The following is an 18,012-nucleotide window of genomic DNA, read 5'->3' on the forward strand; positions in this document are numbered from 1 at the left end:
TCATGCGGCAGAGGGCCGCAGGAGGCGAGGAGCGCGATGAACTCGGCCGAGGCGCCGTCGCGGCGCGTGCTGCCACCCATCGACCGCGCACCCCTGCGCAGGCGCCGCCTGCGCGCGGTGGGGGTGCAGACGGCCTGCACTGCTGTAAGCCTGTTCATGGCGCTGCCGATCGTGCTCATCGGACTCGCCGCGTTGTCCTCCCGCGAGGCGCTCAACGAGTTCCCGAAGTCGCTGGTCCCGAAGGAGTTCTCCACCGAGACCCTGGTCTCGTTCTTCCGCGCGACCGGGACCCTTGCCGCATTGGGCAACTCGGTGCTGGTCGGCCTCTACACGGTGTTCTGGTCGCTGGTGGTCGGGGCGCCCGCGGGATACGCGCTGGCCCGCCATGCTTTTCGCGGCAAAGACACCTACCAGGTCTTCATTCTCTTCGTGCGCGCGCTGCCGATCGTGGTGCTCTCGGTGCCGCTGGCCACGGTGTTCCTGCGGATCGATGTGTACGACACGGTGTTCGCCGTGACATTGGTGCACACCACGCTCGCATTGCCGACCACCGTGCTCATCACGGCGAGCATCTTCGTCGCGGTGCCGCCGGATCTGGAGGAGGCGGCCCGGGTCTTCGGGTGCAGTCGATGGCAGGCCGCGCGCCGGGTCGTGGTGCCGCTCGCGCTGCCGGGTCTGGCGGCGTCATCGATCTTCACATTCGTCCTGTCGTGGAACGAGATCCTCGGCGCGACGATCGTGACGCTCGGGCACCGCACGCTGCCCGCGCAGGTGCTCACGGCGCTGGGTGAGGCGTCGACCGCGTACCGCTTCGCCGGTGGCTTCGCGCTGATCATCCCGGCGCTGGTGTTCATCTTCGTGATGCGGCGCTACCTGGTGAACATGTGGGGGACGACGCTCAGATGACAGGGGTTCGCTGATGGCCGAGGTGATTGTCCGGGATCTGGTGAAGACCTATCCCGGCGGCACGGCGCGTGCTACCGACGAGGTCTCATTGGAGATCGCCGACGGCGAGTTCATGGTGCTGTTGGGGCCTTCCGGCTGCGGCAAGACGACCTTGCTGCGCATGATCGCCGGGCTGGAGCTGCCGGACTCGGGGCAGATCGTGATCGGCGGCAAGGACGTCACCTACCTCGAACCGCGGCGGCGCAACCTGTCGATGGTCTTCCAGTCCTACGCGGTCTTCCCCAACAAGAAGGTCGCCGACAATATCGGCTTCGGCCTGCGCGTGCACGGTGTGCCCGCCGAGGAGATCCGGCGCAAAGTCGCCTGGGCCGCCGAACTGCTGCAACTCACCCCGTACCTGGACCGCTACCCGGCGCGGCTGTCCGGCGGGCAGCGCCAGCGTGTCGCGGTGGCGCGGGCCATCGTGATGGACGCCGACGTGCTGCTCATGGACGAGCCGCTGTCCAACCTGGACGCGCTGCTGCGGCTGTCGTTCCGGGCCGAGCTGAAACGACTCGTCGCGGAACTCGGCACCACGACCGTCTACGTCACCCATGACCAGGTCGAGGCGCTGTCGCTGGGCAACCGGGTCGCCGTGATGCGGGACGGATCGATCGTCCAGTGCGGCCCGCCGACCGAGGTCTACGACGACCCGGCGACGGAATTCGTCGGCGGTTTCCTCGGCAGCCCGCCGATGAACTTCCTCACCGGCGTGGTCTCCGCGGCGGAGGACGGGCCGCGGATCGACCTGGGCGGGCAATCGCTCGCCGTGCCCGCGGCGCTGTCGTCGTTCGAGGGCGGTGCCCTCCGGCTAGGTATCCGCCCCGAGGCCATCGTGGTGCGCGAAGGCCCCGCGGACGCGACGGTGCGTGGTGAACTCGAAGTGCTGGAGCCACTCGGCTCCTCGACCCTGCTCACCACCCGCGTCGGCGGTCAGACCGTGAAAGTCCAAGCGCCGCCGAGCTTTCGTGCGGCCGAGGGCGACCCCTCCGATCTCTACCTGCCACCCGAAGCGTGCCGTTGGTACGACCCGGAAACCGGAATGCTGCTGAACCTCGACTGATCCGCCACGGGGCGACTGCGGTACGGAGCCGTCGCGCCCGGTCGCGGCTGGTACCTTCGATCGGCGGTAATCCCGCGCGGATGAATCACCGGAAGGCGTCCGCGTGGGCCGTGGCCCACTGACCGAACGTCCGTGGCGCGCGGCCGATGACCTCTTCTACCGTCGGTCGGACGATGGATTCGTCGATGGCTCCGTTCACGTAGAAGTCGAAGAAGGCGTCCACGTACTCGACGGGGGTGGTGCGGAGCATGTCGGCGCGGGCCTCCTCGTCGCCGAGGCCCTGACAGATGAGGTCGCGGCCGATGGCCTCGGCCAGGATCGCGACCTGCTCGGCGGGCGTGAGCGGCTCCGGCCCCGTAGGCCAGAGGATTTCGCCGTGATGACTGTTGTTCCGCAGTATGGTGGCGGCTACCGCGCCGATGTCCTGCGGATCCAGAGCGGCCGTGCGCACCTCGGGGAACGGAGCGCGAATCACGTCTCCTTCGCGCAGCTGGGGGAGCCAGCGCAGCGCGTTGGAGGCGAAGGCGCAGGGGCGCAGAATGGTCCATGCCGCAGCGTATTCGGTGACTTCCTGCTCGGAGGCCATCATATAGCGGGTGACGGCATTGGAGGTGTCGCCGGTGCCCGCGGAAACACCCGACAGTTGCACGATGTGTTCGACGCCGGCCTTCGCGGCCGCCTGCGCGACCGCTGGATAACCGGGCAGCAGGAACAACGCACGTACCCCGTCGAAACTCAGGGTCTCCGGAGACGTGAGGTCGCCCGCCACGGCTTCCGCTTCCGGGGGCACGACTGCACGCTGCGGATCGCGCACCAGCGCGCGCACCTGCTCGCCCGCCGCGGCCAGGGCTTGCACAACTTCAGCGCCGACATTGCCGGTCGCTCCTGTCACGAGAATCATTGCGCTGATCCTTCCAGTTCCCAACGTTTTTCGTGAGACCGTTGCAGGTACCTGCAACGCCCTGTGCAACCTTCGCCCTCCATCCGGCGGAGGATCACGCTGTGAGATGTACGCCTATGCCGTCGAGGAGTCTGCCGAGCCCGAATTCGAACAGGCCCTCGGCGACAGCCGCCGCCTCTCCGATGGCGGAAGTCTTCGACGGCATCTGGAACCGCGCACGCGACCTGGACGAACTTCCGGTCTCACCCGTCGAGCAGCGGGTCTTGCGCGCGCTTACCCGCTACGACACCGACGACTCGGCGGCACGTGCGCTGAATGTCTCGGTGCGCAAGTTCCGCGGTCATGTCGCCGACCTGATGGACCGGCTGGGCGCACGCACCCGATTCCAGGCCGCCCTGCTCGCGAAAGGGCAGAAGTTGCACATTGCGCTGCAAGAACCTGCGGATCCATGGGATCCGGCGGCGGAGCCGACTGATGCAGCGGAGCACGAGCAACGCTCGCGTGCGGTAGGTCGCAGTTCGCGGCCGACTGCGCTGTGGAACGATGAGGCAAAGCGCCGGAACTGATGGTCTGCTATAGGTTTCGGACGAACACCAAGGCGCCGTGAGGAGGACCGATGGATGCCGAACGCACCGGCAGCAAGGTCGTTGACCCCGGCCGCTTCGATCCGGACACACCGAAGCGAGGGACCTCCCAGCACCCCGATCGTCGGGTGCCGGCGCGTGTCCACCGCACCATCTTGCGCGAACGCGTAGTGCCGCTGCTGGCAACAATAGTGGGATTGGCAGCCGTGCTGGCTGTGGCGATAGCTGGTACCGCAGTCCTGCTGATCGGATATGGCTATTTCGAACAGGGACGCGACCAGGCCGAGCGTGACAGCTGGTCACGCAAGATCGAGACTGCCATCCGGGCCCTTCCGGGGGTGACCGACGTGTCACACCGGTTCGAGCACTACAAGGGCAAACACTTCAACGCCGAACTCGACGTGCGGCTCAGGGACGACGCCACACCGGCCGAGGCCGCGTCTGTGGTGAGTGCCATGGGCGCTCAACAGCTTCCGCGGCGTTTCCAAGGCGACCCGACAGAGGTCACCATCGACCGGATGGCGGACACCTATTCCGCATACTGGCTTTTCGGCCGTGACGTGAGCACTGAAGCGAACGCCGCAGACAGCTGGGCGCGACTATGGGCCGCCGGCACCGAAGTGCACTGGTCCTCGCGCGGCGGTGACGCGAGCCGCATAACCAACGCCATCGACGTCCGAGCGGGCTCCGAGAGCGAACCTCACCGCGCCACCGCGGCGATGCGCCGAATCATCCGGGACTTCCCCGAACTGGCATCCAACCAGTGGACCGTATCCACCGTTCATGAGCGGGAGCGCGGGTTCACCAATCACTCGGAACGGCGCCCCGGGTCGTATCCCTGGCCCCATGATCGCCTCACCCCCCACCAAGAGCCCACCCCTCGCTTCCCGTCCGATGACGAACTCGACCTGTGGCAGTGGTTCCTGACCGATCAACCTTTCCCGTTCTTCGTTCGGGTATCGGTCTACGACCCGCCCTTCGAAGGCCGCGCACTGGGCGTCACCGTAGTCCCCCCTGTGGGTACGGAATTCAGCGCCGCGCAGACCACACAACTCGCCGATCTGCATCTTCCCTACCTGGCAGGCTCCGGCGCGGCGGTCGACTACACGATCTACACACCCAACGGCCCCGTCCACTCCTACGGCCCCTTTTTCGAGGTCGTGGTCGGCGGCTGCCAGACACCCGGGTACAACGTCTTACCGGAGTCGCAGCCCTACGTGCGTCAGTACGAACGCTGCTAGGCGTCGCCGCATGGCGGCGAGGTGAGTTGGATTCCGCCCAACCGCTATTGCGGCAAGCACTACGCGGGCCGCTGATACCGCGCTCACATCGGTGCGGTCGGCGAAGCTGACCAAACGTGAACGGCAGGTCGCCGGTTTGGTTGCGCAGGGACTCGGCAACAAGCAGATCGCAGCCGAATCGGTGATTTCGCCACGCACCGCGCAAGGACACGTCGAACACGTGTTGACCGAACTGGGGTTCAATTCCCGCGCTCAGATTGCTGTGTGGGTCATAGACGAATCCCGGCAAGAAAAGTCGTGAGCAAGGCTCGGTTTCGCCGCCACTCGATACCGGGGATGTCAGCGGTGCCCGTAGGGCAGAGGAACTCATGAATTCGCGACGAATGTATCGCGTCCCTAAGGAGATCTTGATCTCTTCGTGAGGTGTCCAGACCCATCGGACGGGGGAAGTGCACCCGCCCTGTCGAGTTCTAGCGTTGACAAAGTTTCCGCGCCTGTCGAGCAGCTGCGACGGCGCCGGTCGACGAACGCCACGGTCCGGTCTCGAAGAAAGACGAACGATGAAACGAAGTTCCGACGTCGACACCGGTCTCCCGGCCACACCTGCCGCCGATTCGGGCAGCGTGCGGAGGAGAATCGAAATAGTCCGGCGCTGTTCGGGGCACGCGCTCATCGTGCTCATGGCGGTGTTCGCCGTGACCGCGGGAGTGGTCGCGGCATCGCCGCCCGCGAGCGCCGATGCCGCGTCGATCACCGGTTCCTGGCCGGAGGACGATCGGACCGTGCAGGTGCGGGTGCATTCCGCGGCGATGGGGCAGGACATCATGGTGAAGGTGCTGCGCCCGGCGGACCGTTCGGTGCCGCGGCCGACGTTGTATCTGTTGAACGGTGGCGGCGGTGGTCAGGACAGCGCGACCTGGCAGAAGAACACCGACGTGCTGCGCTTTCTCGCCGAGAAAGACGTGAACGTCGTCCAGCCGGTGGGCGGGCGTTGGAGCTATTACACCGATTGGCGCGCGCCCGATCCGAAACTCGGTGTGTACAAGTGGAAGACCTTCCTCACCGAAGAGTTGCCACCGCTGATCGATGCCGAGTTCGGCACTACCGGGGTGAATGCCGTCGCGGGCTTGTCCACCTCCGGTACCTCGGTGCTCCAGCTGCCGATCGCGAAACCCGGTCTGTATCAGGCGGTTGCGGCCTACAGCGGTTGCGCGCAGATCAGCGACCCGATCGGCCGCGAGTTCGTGAAACTCGCCGTGGAGAGCTGGGGCGGCGGCGACACCGAGAACATGTACGGCCCGCCCGACGACCCGATGTGGGCGGCCAACGACCCGTACCTACACGCCGACCGATTGCGCGGTATACGGCTGTTCCTGTCCACGGGAACCGGAGTGCCTGGCATGTACGACGTCTACAACGGCGCCTACGCTCAGCCAGGGCCGCGCGGTTACCTCAACCAACTGGTGCTGGGCGGTGTGATCGAGGCCGCGGTGAACTGGTGCACGCACAACATGCGCGACCGCCTCGACTCCCTCGGCATCCCCGCCATCTACGACTTCCAGCCCACCGGGACCCATTCGTGGGGGTATTGGCAGGAAGCGCTGAAGAATTCGTGGCCCGTGTTGGCCGACGGACTGGGGCTGCCCCGCTGAGCCGAAGGCCGCGTGGGCTCCGGCGATCCGAGCCCCGAGGCGGCCTTGGCGGATACTGGCCCGCATGACCGACATCCTGGCGGATTCCCACCTCCTCCCGGCTGAGTTGCGGCCTTACCTCGATGCGCTGGTGCGACGAGCCCGCACCGTCTGCGGGCGTCATCTGACGAGTGTCTTCGCCGTGGGATCGGTCGCGCTCGCGGACTATCGGCACGGGCGAAGCGACGTGGACGTGGTCATCGTCGTCGCGCCGTCGCTTCCCGCGCGGGCATTGCGCGAACTGGCCGAATCGCTCGCGCACTCGTCGCTGCCATGCCCCGCGGCCGGTCTGGAACTCGTGGTCTACAACTCGGATTTCATCGCCGCATCGTCCAGCGCGGCCGGTTATCTCATGGACCTCAACACCGGCCCCCTGTTGCCGAACCGCGTCAGCTTCGATCCGGCGGACTCATCGGCCTTCTGGTACGTCATCGATCGCTCCATCGCCCACGAGACCGGACGCCTCCTGTACGGGACTCCCGTGCGGCAGGTCGTCGCGGCACCGTCACGGCGCGACGTTCATGCCGCGCTGCTGGCTTCGGTACGCGAACACGCTGGGGGAGAGGGTCATCTGGGTGACAACCGAGTGCTGAACGGCTGTCGAGCAGTAGCGTTCTGTCGCACCGGTCGCTGGCTGGCCAAACGCGAAGCGGCACAGATGATCGCGAAGTCCGAAGAAGACTTCGCCCCCCTCATCGATACAGCGCTGCGCAGCTTCGAGCACCCCCGCACGGCCGCATTCGCACTGCCCACCACCGACGTGCGAGCCTTTCTGGCGTGGGTGGGGGACCGCGTCGACGAAGCCGCGACTCAAACGCATGCTGATACGTAGACATGCGCATCTGAGCATTTGATCGCTGAACGCGACTTGGAGCGTCTGCGGGGGTTCCCGGAGATCAGCCGCGAGGAGTTGTTCCGGTATTTCACGCTGGCCCCGGCTGATCTGGCGTTCGTGGATCCGGGTCGTGGCCGGGGTCCGGCGGATCGGTGGGGGCTGGCGATTGCGTTGTGCACGCTGCCGTGGCTGGGGTTCGTGCCGGACCGGTTGACCACGGCACCGCCGGTGGCGGTGGCCCGGCTCGCCGAGCAGCTGCGGGTGGATCCGGTGGAGATCGGCTCGTACGGCAAGCGCGCCAAGACCCGCACCGAGCATGTGCGGCTGGCCGCTCAGTATCTGGGCTGGCGGGTGGCCGGGCCGCTGGAGTCGAAGGAACTGGACGAGTTCCTGCTGGCTCGGGCGATGGAGCACGATTCCCCAACGCTGCTGTTCCGACTCGCTTGCGAGTATCTGATCTCAGCACGGGTGATCCAGCCGGGCCCGGTCACGGTGGTGGAACGAGTCGCGCACGCCCGCCACCAGGCGCAGACCGAAACCTATGACCGGCTCGCGCACGAGTTCACACCCGCGCGCGGTGCACGGCGCTGGACGAGCTGCTGGTCACCGATCCCTTGCTCGGGGTATCGCGGTTGCGGTGGCTGTCGACCGGCCCGGTGGAGGCGTCCGCGCAGCCGGTGAGGGCCGAGGTCGACAAACTGGGATTCCTGCGCGGGATGGGCGCGGACCGCCTCGATATGTCGGTGCTGCCCGCCGAGCTACGCCGGTTCCTGGCCACAATGGGCCGCCGCCTGACCCCGCAGGCCCTCGAACGTCGTGACCCGCAGCGCCGCTACCCGATCCTGCTGACGGTGCTGGCGCAATCGGCCACCGACGTGCTCGACGAGGTGGTGGCGCTGTTCGACCAGGCGATTTCGGCGAAGTTCGGCCAGGCCGAGCGGCGCATGCGCCACGAGCTGGCCGAACGCGGCAAATCCGGTGAGGACCGCCAAGTCCTGCTGGACGAGCTACTGGCTATCGTCACCGATCCGCAGATCGGCGATGAGGAGATCGGCGGCTTGATCCGGGGCGATGCGATCGGGTGGGAGCGGTTGCGGGCTGCGATTGCGCAGGCCAAGCCCCGTCTTCCGCGCGACCACGGGCATCTGGCCGCGCTGGATTCGTCGTACAACTATCTGAGGCAGTTCACCCCGGCGGTGCTGTCCGCAGTGCGGTTCGCCGGCGGCACCGCGGCCACGGAGCTACTGAATGGACATGCTGCGCGAGCTGAACGCGACCGGCCGCCGCAAGGTATTCGACGAGGCACCGGCCGGGTTCGTGCCGACCAGGTGGCGCGGCTACCTCGAGGAGGCCCGAAAATCGGGCAGCGCCACCGCGTACCGGCACTACTGGGAGCTGTGTGTGCTGCTGGGGCTTCGGGACGGCCTGCGCAGCGGGGACGTCTACGTCCCGGGCTCGCGCCGCTACGCCGATCCGGCCGCGTACTTGCTCACCGCCGAGCAATGGACGCCGCAGCGGGCCGAGTTCTGCCGACTGGTCGGCAAATCCGCTGATCCCGGCGAAGCCCTGGCCGCGGTGATTGATGAGCTGCACGAGGCAGTCGGCGAGCTGGAGGAGGTGATATCCGATGGTGACGGGCCGGTGCGTGTGGACGAGACCGGGGATCTGGTGATTTCGCCGTTGACCGCTGAAGACGTTCCTGCCGAGACGGTTTCGCTCAAGGCTGAGCTGACCGAGATGCTGCCGTTCGCGCCGATCGTGTCGCTGCTGATCGAGTTGGACAAACGCACCGGCTACTTGGACTGCTTCACCCACGCCTCGGGCAAACAGACCCGCACCCCGGAACTCAAACGCAACCTCATCGCGGTGCTGCTGGCCCACTCGACGAACCTGGGGTTGACCCGGATGGCGGAGGCCTGCGGCATCTCCTACGACATCCTCGCGTGGACGGCGGATGGTATGTACGGGAGAAGACCCTGCGCGCGGCCAACCTGGCGATCATCGACTACCACCAGCGGCTTTCGCTGACCACAGTGTTCGGTGCGGGCACATTGTCCTCGAGCGACGGGCAGCGGTTCCCGGTGCGGGGCAAGTCGACCTCGGCGCGGGAGATGGTCATCCACGGCGGCCGGGTGCTGTCGACCTACACCCACGTCACCGATCAACACGCCACCTACGGCACGAAGATCATCGTCGCCACGAAACGCGAAGCACACTACGTGCTGGACGAAATCCTCGGCAGCGCCACGGATCTGCCGATCACCGAACACGCGACCGACACCCACGGCGTGACCCTGGTCAACTTCGGGCTGTTCGACCCGCTCGGCATGCAGCTCTCGCGCCGGATCCGGGACTTGGGGAAGATCACCCTGTTTCGAGGAACAGACCGAGCAAGCCTGGTGTCTGACCTTGGCCACGAACGCGGTCATCGCGTGGACCACGGAGTATTACGGGCTCGCCGTCGAGCAGATGCGCCGATCCGGGCGCCGCATCGACGACGAGGTCCTGGCGCACATCTCCCCAGCGCACAGCGAGAACATCAACTTCTTCGGCGCGATCGAGGTCGACATCGATGCAGAACTTGCCCAGCTCGATCCCACTGGGTACAGGCCGCTACGCGTGCGCGACACCCTTTTCTGACCGGGGCGCCGGGGCGCGCTCCGTCGATGACGGACCAGCCATGGTCGATGACGTGATCGGTCCGCGCGAATGGGTCCGGCCAGTGGCAGGTTCGCCGTGATACCCAGCACGAATGACAAGACCGTGGGTCTGCCCTGGCGAGTTACCAGAGCCCTGAGGATCTGCCGGACTATTGAACACGCGCGTACTTCGACTGCCCGGACGCCTTGGCGTTGAAAATCGGGCACGTCCGGATCATAGCCGCGGTGGGCGTTGCAGAGAACTCGCAAGACCTCTATCGGTTCCCATTGCTGGGAGGTCATGGATTTGGCAATGCCTTTTAGGCTGCGGCGAAGGCATGCGATGTGCGACGTACACGATTCAGCGAGCGGCGTCTGTCATTGCCCGTGACCGCGTGTCCGAGCCAATTATGGTCGTGCCCGGTAGACGAAATCGGAGGATGTGTGGCCGAACCTCATGATCGGCTGGATGAGGATTCGTGGGCGGTTCCGGCGAAATGGTGGCCCAGGGCAGCGCCTTTTCGGGGGCTGGGCCCGGCGCGACAGTTGACGTTTCGGCCGCGAACGCCTGTGACACCCACCGAGCTCGCCCCGTATCGCCAGGTGATCGAGGGTGCTCTGGCGTGCCCGCCCCGCGGTGGTGCGTATTGGCTTTCCGAGGCGGGGGCGGGGTTTCTCGATTCACGCGTATCCGCGAAAGGCGCAGCAGTTGTATGCGCTCTCGTGCACTCGGAGCCGCGCAGTCTAGCTGACACGTGGGTGGCCGAGTACGGGCTCGAATTCGCGGCGGAAGCAGCTGTGTGGATGTCCGGGGTGGGAATGTCGAGTTCGGTCGTATCGGGGTCCCGAGGCGGTATGTGGAATCCTATCCATCTGACCGCGCCCGAGCCGAACGAACCAGGTCCATTACGTGCCTACAACGTGCTGCGGCGGGTTCGGGCGCACCTGGCGACTGCATCCGCAGAGCATTACCGGACCACCGTCCAAAGCCTCGGTACGCTGCGCGGCGATGCCGGCGGTCGAGGGACTTCCGGTCATATCGGTGATCTGTGGGTCCGGGTCGCCACGTCGTATCTGCTTCCGACCGAACAGGTCTGGATCGATGCAGATCTCGAGGCAATGACGATCGACAAGTTGCGCAGATCATCTCCGGGGCGGCACTCGCGCTGGTACAGCAACGATTTCGGGGCTTGGTCGGTTCCGTCTGATTCCTCGGATTCACTTGCCCTTCTAGCCGCTTCCGCCACCACCGCTGAGCAACTCACTCGCATCACCGAAGTGGCCGAGCCAGCACGCCTTTTTCGTCATGTGTACAACATCGCGACCCAGGTAGGTCCCGCCGCCGCCGACGTCATCGCGGCGATGCTGGATGCCAGGCTTCATGCACCCTACGGTTGGGGCGCTGACCGAGACTCCACGGGCGAGCTCGCCGACATGCTGTCCCGGTTTCCGACCGACGTCGCGATGGAGCTGCTCCAGGCTCGCACCGACAACGGGTTGGTGTTCGGTGCGCTGTCCAGATCCGCGGGCCGGTTCCCGCGCCGGGCGAGGAGGCTGCTGTCAGCCGATCCCACCCGGAGGGCGTCGGCTCATATTGTTCGGGCGCTCGAACGTCGAGAACAGCAGTTCATCAGCGATGCGTCGGCTCACCAGTGTGGTCAATCCGTACATCGACGCAACGCCGAACCGCACGAACTGCCGGATGTCCTGGCGTCGCCGCCCTGGCGTCGCGCACCTTCGCGGGCACAGCACCTTTCCCTCGAAAAACGCCCCGACCGCCCGCTGCGGCTCGACTGGCGGCCAGGCGAACGGGAGCGGTGGGCCGCGACGCCGGTAACAACGGGGTGGTGGTATGAACACGAAATGCTCGAGGTGGCCGGCAGCGCCCGGAGCATCGAGGATTACCGTCGCTCAGTGCAGGACGTCGACCAGGAGCCCTTCGTCCTCGCACTGATATCCGACGACATCGCGCATCCGATCCTGCGAGAATTCCAAGTCCCGCGGGCAGTCCACTCACAGGTAATTTTTCAACGCATTTTGGGAAGGTTCGGTGCCGATGCCCTCGATGCGGTCGTTGCGACGATGGCGCAACATCCGTTGCGGATGGCTCCGGTCATGGAGCCCGTCGACGGCAGTCGTGTAACCGTGCTGATGATGCGCTGCCTCGGGTTCCGCCGGACCACTCGTGCCGCGGCCGCTTGGTGGCAGCGGCATGCCGACACGGCAGTCGAAGACCTGATTCCGATTGTGCTGAGTCGGTACGGCAGCGATCGCATACTTGCACAGCACGCGCTCCACACTATTGCCCAAATGGGTCACCGCAGCGCAATCGACAGCGCCGCAGCAGATTACGGCGAGCAGAGCCGCACAGCCATCTCCGCGATGATAGGCGACGATGCGATATTGTCTGCGCTGCCCCATCGCATTCCTCGACTACCGACGTGGCTCGTCCCTACCCTGCTTCCTGCCATCTTGCTACCAGACGGCAGCGCAGCGCTGCCGGAATCCGCGGTGGAAGACTTCTGCACGATGCTGGCGATATGCCGCCCCGAATGGCAATACACCGGAGTTCGGGTTGTCGCGGAAACGGTGGACCCGACGGCGCTCGCGGAGTTCGCATGGGGCCTATACGAGGCTTGGATGTTGGCCGGTTGCCCCCACCGAGACAACTGGGTGTTGCATGCGCAAGGCCTTATCGGGAATGCAGACACGGCGCGCCGACTATGTCAGCAGATCCTCAAGGGCGGGTGGCGGATCGGAGAATCTTCCCGCGCTGCACTCGACGCGATCACCGCTATCGGCGGTGATGAGGCAGTCACCTGTCTGCGTGCCATCGCCTCGAGCTCATCCAGTGGTTTGGCTCGCAAGGCAGGACACCGGATCCGTGAGCTGACCGGCCCAGGCAGCCTGCTTTGAAAGCAGTGCGCATCGACGAGTCTAACCAACAGGCGCGTCACCTGGTACATGAAGCGTCGCTACCCCCGTTGCTCCCGCGTTTTGAAGTGCCGGACGGTGAGGAAGTCAACCGCAGCCGGAGTGGGCGGAAACGAAACGTTTCCGACCCACACCAACCCTCACCCGCAGCGACCCACAAATCCGCAGGTCGACGAACCTCGCCAGTGGGTCATACCTCGTGTGCGGAATCTACGGGACGAAAACCCGGCATGTCAGCCCTTTGTGGGACAGTTGCGGGCATGGCACGGTTCGGATACGCGCGAGTCTCCACCCGCGGGCAGAAAAACGACTCCCAGATCGACGCCCTCACCGCCGCGGAGTGAGAACGGATCTGGGTGGACAAGGCCTCCGGCAAACTCGCCCGCCGCCCGGAATGGGACAAATGCTTCGAACACCTACGCCGCGGCGACGAACTGGTCATCACCCGCCTGTCACGGCCATTCCGGTCGGTACGGCACATGACCGAACTCGCCGCCGCACTCGACGAACGCGGCATCGACCTCATCGTGCTCAAACAAGGCATCGACACCACCACCCCGCCGGGCGGTTCCTGTTCCACGTCATCGCCGCCATGGACGAGATGACCGCCGACCTCATCAGCGAAGGAACCCTCGAAGGCCTGCAATCCGCACGAGCCCGCGGCCGGGTCGGTGGCCGGCCACCCGCCCTGACCGGACTGCAGGCGCTCAAGGCCTGCGAGATGTACGACGAGACCGACGAACACGGCAAACGCCGCTACACCGTCGCCCAAATCGCCGAAACCTTCGGCGTCTCCCGCAAAACCATCTACCGCCACCTCGACCGAAACCACCCATAACCAGCAGTTAGGCCATATCCGTCCGATTTTCGGCGAATACTTTTCGGCGAATACTACGGCGACCCGGGAAAGACGGACGCGCTAACTCTCCGCGCTCGCGGTGTAGTGCACCCGCACCGGGACGTCGTCGGCCCAGGGCTGGCGGGTCACCATGTCGGCGACGCGCACTTCGCCGCGTTCGAACTCGCCCGTGGCCGCGTCGACGAGGCGGTATTGCTGGGTCTGCCGGTGGATCGGCTGGGCGTCGAGGAGGACGACGCGGACTTCGCCGGGTTCGAAGTGGCAGCGGCGGTGCATCGCGGCGATGAGTTGTTCGTTGTGCAGGTGGCCGTCGCCGAAGTTCCAGCCGACGGCGGTGCTGCAGATGCGTTCGCCGTCGGTGATGGTGTACTCGTCTTCGTGGCCGGGTGGCATAGCGCGGTGGACGAGCGTGAACAACGCGCGGCCGTGGGTGTTCATGGCCCGGAAGGCGTACCCGAGGTACATCGGGATCTGCGCGCGATCCTTGCCGTAGAACCGCTCCAGCTGGGCCTGCGGCATGCCGGCTATCGCGACGATGCCGGTGCCGATCTTCGCGGCGGCCGAGGGTTTGACGCACCACATGGTGGTGTCCCAGTTCCCGGCGTAGTAACGCATGCCGGGTAAGAAGGAGATCTTGCGCGGGAACAGATTCCCGGCGATCACGATGCCTGCGATCACGACGAAGAGCACCGCCACGGGCACGGGGTTGCGCACACTGCTCGGACCGAGATCGGCGTGCGCGACGAACAACGTGACGACGCCGAAGATCATGAAGACGTTCCACTCCAGCGGGACGCCCATGGGAATGGCGGTGAGGATCGTCAGGTGGAAACACACCATCGCGATGGCCGCGATCGCCGTGGGCCAACCGCCGTGGGAGAAGAACAGCACCAGCGGAACGCACATCTCGACGACCGTGCCGCCGTGGGCGAAGACGCGGGACAACCGTCCCGGCCGCAGATCGTCGGGGAAGCGTTCGAAGAACGCGCGCTTGAGCGGCTTCGGCCGGAACACCGGACTGTTGGACATCATCGTGGACACCACGAAAGGGAAGTGCTTGTTGAGTTTCGAGGTGGCCGCGCCCATCCAGATCACGACGAAGACCACCTTCGCGGCGACGATCGAATCGGCACCGGGGAGAAGGAAGACGACTGTGAGGGTGGCGTACACCTCGCCCCGGGCGGCCAGGAAGATCACTTTGTCCCGCAGCCCGAGTACCGCCAGCAGCCCGAGGACCACCGCCACCTGCCAGTGCGGCAGCAAACCGACGGTGGTGTCCAGCTCCGGTATCGGTCCGGTTCCGTCGGACAGCAACGCGACCGCTGCCGTCGCCAGCAGCGCCGCGTACAGCGCGACGTCCACCGGCGTGCGGTTGTCGCCCTTGGTGAGCGGTATCCGCCCCGGCCACGGTGGCAGCCGGATCGTGTTGGGGCGCAACCAATACAGGATCGAGCCGAAGGGCGGGAAGTACCGGTTGTTCAGCGGGCCGAACCCGCACCCGAGGCCGACCACTTCGAACAGCAGCGTGTACAGCACGACCTTCTGGAAGACGATCGGCTCCGACCACCAGGCGCCGACGTCGGTGAACCCGTCGATACCGTTGGTGGTCAGCGCGATCGACCAGCCACCGAGCACGTAGAGGCAGATCTTGCCGACGTAGAACAGGTGCAGCACCGCCGGAGTCCCGAAGCCGACCTCGGCCCAGTGCCGGGCCATGGGACGGATGCGCTCGGCGCGCGTGCCCTTGCTCCATTCCGCCATATCGACCACCGGCAGGTCGGGCTCGAGAAATCCCATCAAGCACGCTCCGATCGCGAACGCCCGGGGTACGGTCCGGACCCCGAGGTTCCCGATACGGTGACAGGTGAGGCAGTTGCTGTCAACGACTTCCTTTGTCGCGCTCGTCGATGGGGAAGGGCAAGATCGAAGCCATGGATCCGACCCCGACAGCGCCGCTACCGAGGAGCATCGACGAATTCCGTGTGCTCGCGCATTCCCGCTTGGCCGCATTCCCGCGCATCGAGGTCGCCGACCTGCCCGGTGTGCGCCGCGCGGCGGTGGTGCTGTGCGTGGTCGAGGAGCCCGGCGGCCCGCTGTCGGTGATCGTCATCAAGCGGGCCTATCGTGGCCGCAACGCCGGACAATGGGGCCTGCCCGGCGGCCGGCTGGACGAAGGCGAGACCACCGAACAAGCCGCCTTGCGCGAACTGCGCGAGGAACTCGGCCTGGACGCGCGGCCGAGTGATCTGCTCGGCGCACTCGACGACTTCCCGGCGGCCTCCGGTTTCACGATCACGCCCCTCGTTCTGGCGCTGAACGACGCGACCCGGTTACGCCCGAATCCGGATGAGGTCTACTCGGTGCATCTGGTGGATCTGGCCCGGGTGGCCGCCGAGGACACCCCGCGCTGGGTTCGGGCCGAGGACGCGGTACGGCAAGCGGAACTGCGCGACGACACCGCGCCTGCGGGCGAAGCGGGCCTGTTGCAGATGCGGCTCGGCCCTAAGATGACCATTCACGCACCCACCGGCGCGCTGCTGTGGCAATTCCGCGAAGTGGTCCTGCTCGGCACGGACCCTGACGCGGCCAGAGTCGCCCACTTCACCCAGCCGGATTGGACCCATCGCTAGTTCTCGACGGCGTGACCGTCCAGCCGCGTCGAGGACTCACCGCCTCCGGGGCGATCTCCTCGACCAGGTCGAGGCCCGCCGTGCCGAGTAACGCGTGCATGTGAGCCTGCGACCACCCGCGGATCCGTAGCGGCGGTTCGTCGCGTTCGGTGAAGATCGCCGTCCCGTCGGCACAGACCTGGGCGGGCAGCCCACGCTGCGCGAGCCGATGCGCGTCCACCCAGGTGAAGACGCAGGTACCCGAGTCGCCCAACCGGGTGCGAATCCGGGTCAGCAGGGCCGCGTGGTCGCGTACATAGCCGAGGAGTTCGCCGACCGCGGAGATGAACGGGTAGTCGGCGTCGGCGTCGTCGAGGAACTCCATCGCGGACTGCCGTCGATAGTCGACCAGAGGACTGTCGCGGTATCTGGCCTTCGCCAACGACAGCATGCGCGCGGAGATGTCGACGAGGACCACCTGTCGGCCTGCCCGGACGAACGCCGCGGCCTCACGCCCGGAGCCGGAGCCGAGGAAGAGCGCGGGGGCGCCAGCACAGCCCGCGAAACGGGACAGCGCCGCGAGAACCGCGGCGTCGAACCGCGCGGGCGGCAGATCCCAGCGCGCGTGGTCGTGCGCATCCGCGACGGCGTCGAAGGATTCGGCACTGCCGGTCATCGGCGCAGCCGTCGGATGTCGTCGAGGATCGCGGCGATCTGGCGCGCTCGGTAGGCGTCGAGGTCGCGAAGTTCGGGGGGTTCCGGACCCAGCCCGAGACGTTCCTCGAAGGCGAAACGGCAGCGCATCAGCCGCTCCAGCGCGCCGTCGCTCCACTGCTCGTGATCGGCTTCCCGCGCGACGGCCGCTCGGTAGATCCGATCGACGTCCGGTTCGGTGAACCGGTAACCCAGCGGTGCGAACGACGTCGACGGCTCGGCGATCACCTGGGTGCGAAGTTCCCTGTGGGCGAGGGTGTTGCGGAACGGGATCAGCGTGGTGAGGCTGAAGGACCGGTACAGCCGGTGTTCGTCGAGCCAGCGCAGGCTTTCGTCCAGCTCGTCGAGTGTGCTGCGCGGCTCGAAGACGATCAGCGAAGCGACCAGACCCACGTCCCGTTGCCGCAGGCGGCGCACCATCCTGGACAACTCCTCCGGTGTCGTGCCCTTTCGCAGTCGGCGCCTCGGCTGATCGTGGACTTGATCATCAGATCCGGGGCGGCTCGCGGAGCTCTGCCCAGAGCGGAGTTCGGCGGCCGTCTGCGGTGCCAGGCGGCTGATGACCCCCTCGAACGGCGCGTAGAGCAGGTGGCCGTCGTCGACATCGACGACGAACACCTCCTCGGCGATCTTGAACCGGCCGTCGGACATCAGAACACCTTGCATTCCCCGACGCACTGCGCGCACATGCGATTGTCCTGAACGGTGGGTGCGCCGATCCGCACCGTGTGCGCGGGTTCTTCGCCGGGTGCGCAGCAGAATTCCGCCGAGTCGAACAGGAGATTCAATGTGACGCGGTCGGATTTGATGTCACCGAGCAGAGTTTCGGACATGGTCGCGCTCCCGTTCAGATTTCGATTCAGGAAATACCGGAAAAACAGTACCGAGCCGGACACGGTCGCGCCGTCGATCGCTTGGACGGCCTGCCGCGGAAATGGCGTGTCGCCCGCGTGCCCGGAGAATTCATTCGGCCGAATGTCGTTCGTTCGCCCGACTG

13 protein-coding genes and 3 pseudogenes are annotated in these 18,012 nt (G+C 66.2%); 11 read left to right on the forward strand and 5 right to left on the reverse strand.

Going from position 1 to position 18,012, the window contains the following annotated elements:
* Positions 1–36 precede the first annotated feature (36 nt).
* Both ACIA5H_RS07965 and ACIA5H_RS07970 read left to right on the forward strand, forming a co-directional pair.
* Positions 37–906 (forward strand): carbohydrate ABC transporter permease, encoded by an 870-nt coding sequence (locus tag ACIA5H_RS07965; protein ID WP_379255504.1) that lies wholly within the window; start codon positions 37–39, stop codon positions 904–906.
* A gap of 13 nt (positions 907–919) precedes the next feature.
* Entirely contained in the window at positions 920–2,008 is a 1,089-nt protein-coding gene (locus ACIA5H_RS07970; protein ID WP_355078383.1) for an ABC transporter ATP-binding protein, read from the forward strand.
* 85 nt (positions 2,009–2,093) lie between these two features.
* On the opposite strand, the gene ACIA5H_RS07975 is transcribed toward ACIA5H_RS07970, so the two are convergent.
* Positions 2,094–2,909: an NAD(P)H-binding protein gene (locus tag ACIA5H_RS07975; RefSeq protein ID WP_397074713.1), complete on the reverse strand. Its 816-nt coding sequence runs from the start codon at positions 2,907–2,909 to the stop codon at positions 2,094–2,096.
* A gap of 182 nt (positions 2,910–3,091) precedes the next feature.
* Between ACIA5H_RS07975 and ACIA5H_RS07980 the strand changes: the two genes are divergently transcribed.
* The 8 genes and pseudogenes from ACIA5H_RS07980 to ACIA5H_RS08015 all read left to right on the forward strand — a co-directional run bounded on the left by ACIA5H_RS07980 (position 3,092) and on the right by ACIA5H_RS08015 (position 13,671).
* Entirely contained in the window at positions 3,092–3,475 is a 384-nt protein-coding gene (locus ACIA5H_RS07980) for a hypothetical protein (protein ID WP_397074715.1), read from the forward strand.
* A gap of 50 nt (positions 3,476–3,525) precedes the next feature.
* Positions 3,526–4,734, forward strand: a complete 1,209-nt coding sequence (locus ACIA5H_RS07985; protein WP_397074717.1) for a hypothetical protein — start codon at positions 3,526–3,528, stop codon at positions 4,732–4,734.
* A 79-nt stretch (positions 4,735–4,813) separates the two neighbouring features.
* Positions 4,814–5,035, forward strand: a pseudogene (locus ACIA5H_RS07990) (response regulator transcription factor); the annotation flags it as partial.
* Between the two features lie 379 nt (positions 5,036–5,414).
* Complete coding sequence (locus tag ACIA5H_RS07995) at positions 5,415–6,386, forward strand: alpha/beta hydrolase (RefSeq protein ID WP_397075045.1); 972 nt, start codon at positions 5,415–5,417, stop codon at positions 6,384–6,386.
* A gap of 64 nt (positions 6,387–6,450) precedes the next feature.
* Positions 6,451–7,257 carry an aminoglycoside adenylyltransferase domain-containing protein gene (locus ACIA5H_RS08000; RefSeq protein ID WP_397074719.1) on the forward strand — a complete coding sequence of 269 codons (807 nt, stop codon included), beginning with the start codon at positions 6,451–6,453 and terminating at the stop codon, positions 7,255–7,257.
* Positions 7,258–7,275: 18 nt separating this feature from the next.
* Positions 7,276–9,900: pseudogene (locus ACIA5H_RS08005) on the forward strand (Tn3 family transposase).
* A 758-nt stretch (positions 9,901–10,658) separates the two neighbouring features.
* Positions 10,659–12,815, forward strand: a complete 2,157-nt coding sequence (locus ACIA5H_RS08010; RefSeq protein ID WP_397074721.1) for a hypothetical protein — start codon at positions 10,659–10,661, stop codon at positions 12,813–12,815.
* A gap of 374 nt (positions 12,816–13,189) precedes the next feature.
* Positions 13,190–13,671: pseudogene (locus ACIA5H_RS08015) on the forward strand (recombinase family protein).
* Between the two features lie 81 nt (positions 13,672–13,752).
* Here ACIA5H_RS08015 and ACIA5H_RS08020 read toward each other — a convergent pair.
* On the reverse strand, positions 13,753–15,489 hold the full coding sequence (locus ACIA5H_RS08020) for a DUF3556 domain-containing protein (protein WP_397074723.1): 1,737 nt from the start codon (positions 15,487–15,489) through the stop codon (positions 13,753–13,755).
* Positions 15,490–15,623: 134 nt separating this feature from the next.
* Here ACIA5H_RS08020 and ACIA5H_RS08025 point away from each other — a divergent pair, with 134 nt between their 5' ends.
* Positions 15,624–16,322: an NUDIX hydrolase gene (locus ACIA5H_RS08025; RefSeq protein ID WP_397074725.1), complete on the forward strand. Its 699-nt coding sequence runs from the start codon at positions 15,624–15,626 to the stop codon at positions 16,320–16,322.
* Here ACIA5H_RS08025 and ACIA5H_RS08030 read toward each other — a convergent pair.
* Genes ACIA5H_RS08030 through ACIA5H_RS08040 form a run of 3 tightly spaced genes read right to left on the reverse strand, consistent with a single transcriptional unit; the run spans position 16,294 to position 17,848 of the window.
* The gene (locus ACIA5H_RS08030; RefSeq protein WP_397074727.1) at positions 16,294–16,977 is read right to left on the reverse strand and encodes a methyltransferase domain-containing protein; all 684 of its coding nucleotides are present in this window, start codon (positions 16,975–16,977) and stop codon (positions 16,294–16,296) included. The two genes, ACIA5H_RS08025 and ACIA5H_RS08030, sit on opposite strands and share 29 nt — an antisense overlap.
* Complete coding sequence (locus ACIA5H_RS08035) at positions 16,974–17,666, reverse strand: hypothetical protein (protein ID WP_397074729.1); 693 nt, start codon at positions 17,664–17,666, stop codon at positions 16,974–16,976. The genes ACIA5H_RS08030 and ACIA5H_RS08035 overlap by 4 nt, the downstream gene beginning before the upstream one ends.
* A complete protein-coding gene (locus tag ACIA5H_RS08040; RefSeq protein ID WP_397074731.1) occupies positions 17,666–17,848 on the reverse strand; it encodes a hypothetical protein in 183 nt (60 codons plus the stop codon). The genes ACIA5H_RS08035 and ACIA5H_RS08040 overlap by 1 nt, the downstream gene beginning before the upstream one ends.
* Positions 17,849–18,012 lie beyond the last annotated feature (164 nt).

Source organism: Nocardia sp. NPDC051900 (assembly GCF_044452545.1).
Lineage (GTDB): Bacteria > Actinomycetota > Actinomycetes > Mycobacteriales > Mycobacteriaceae > Nocardia > Nocardia sichangensis.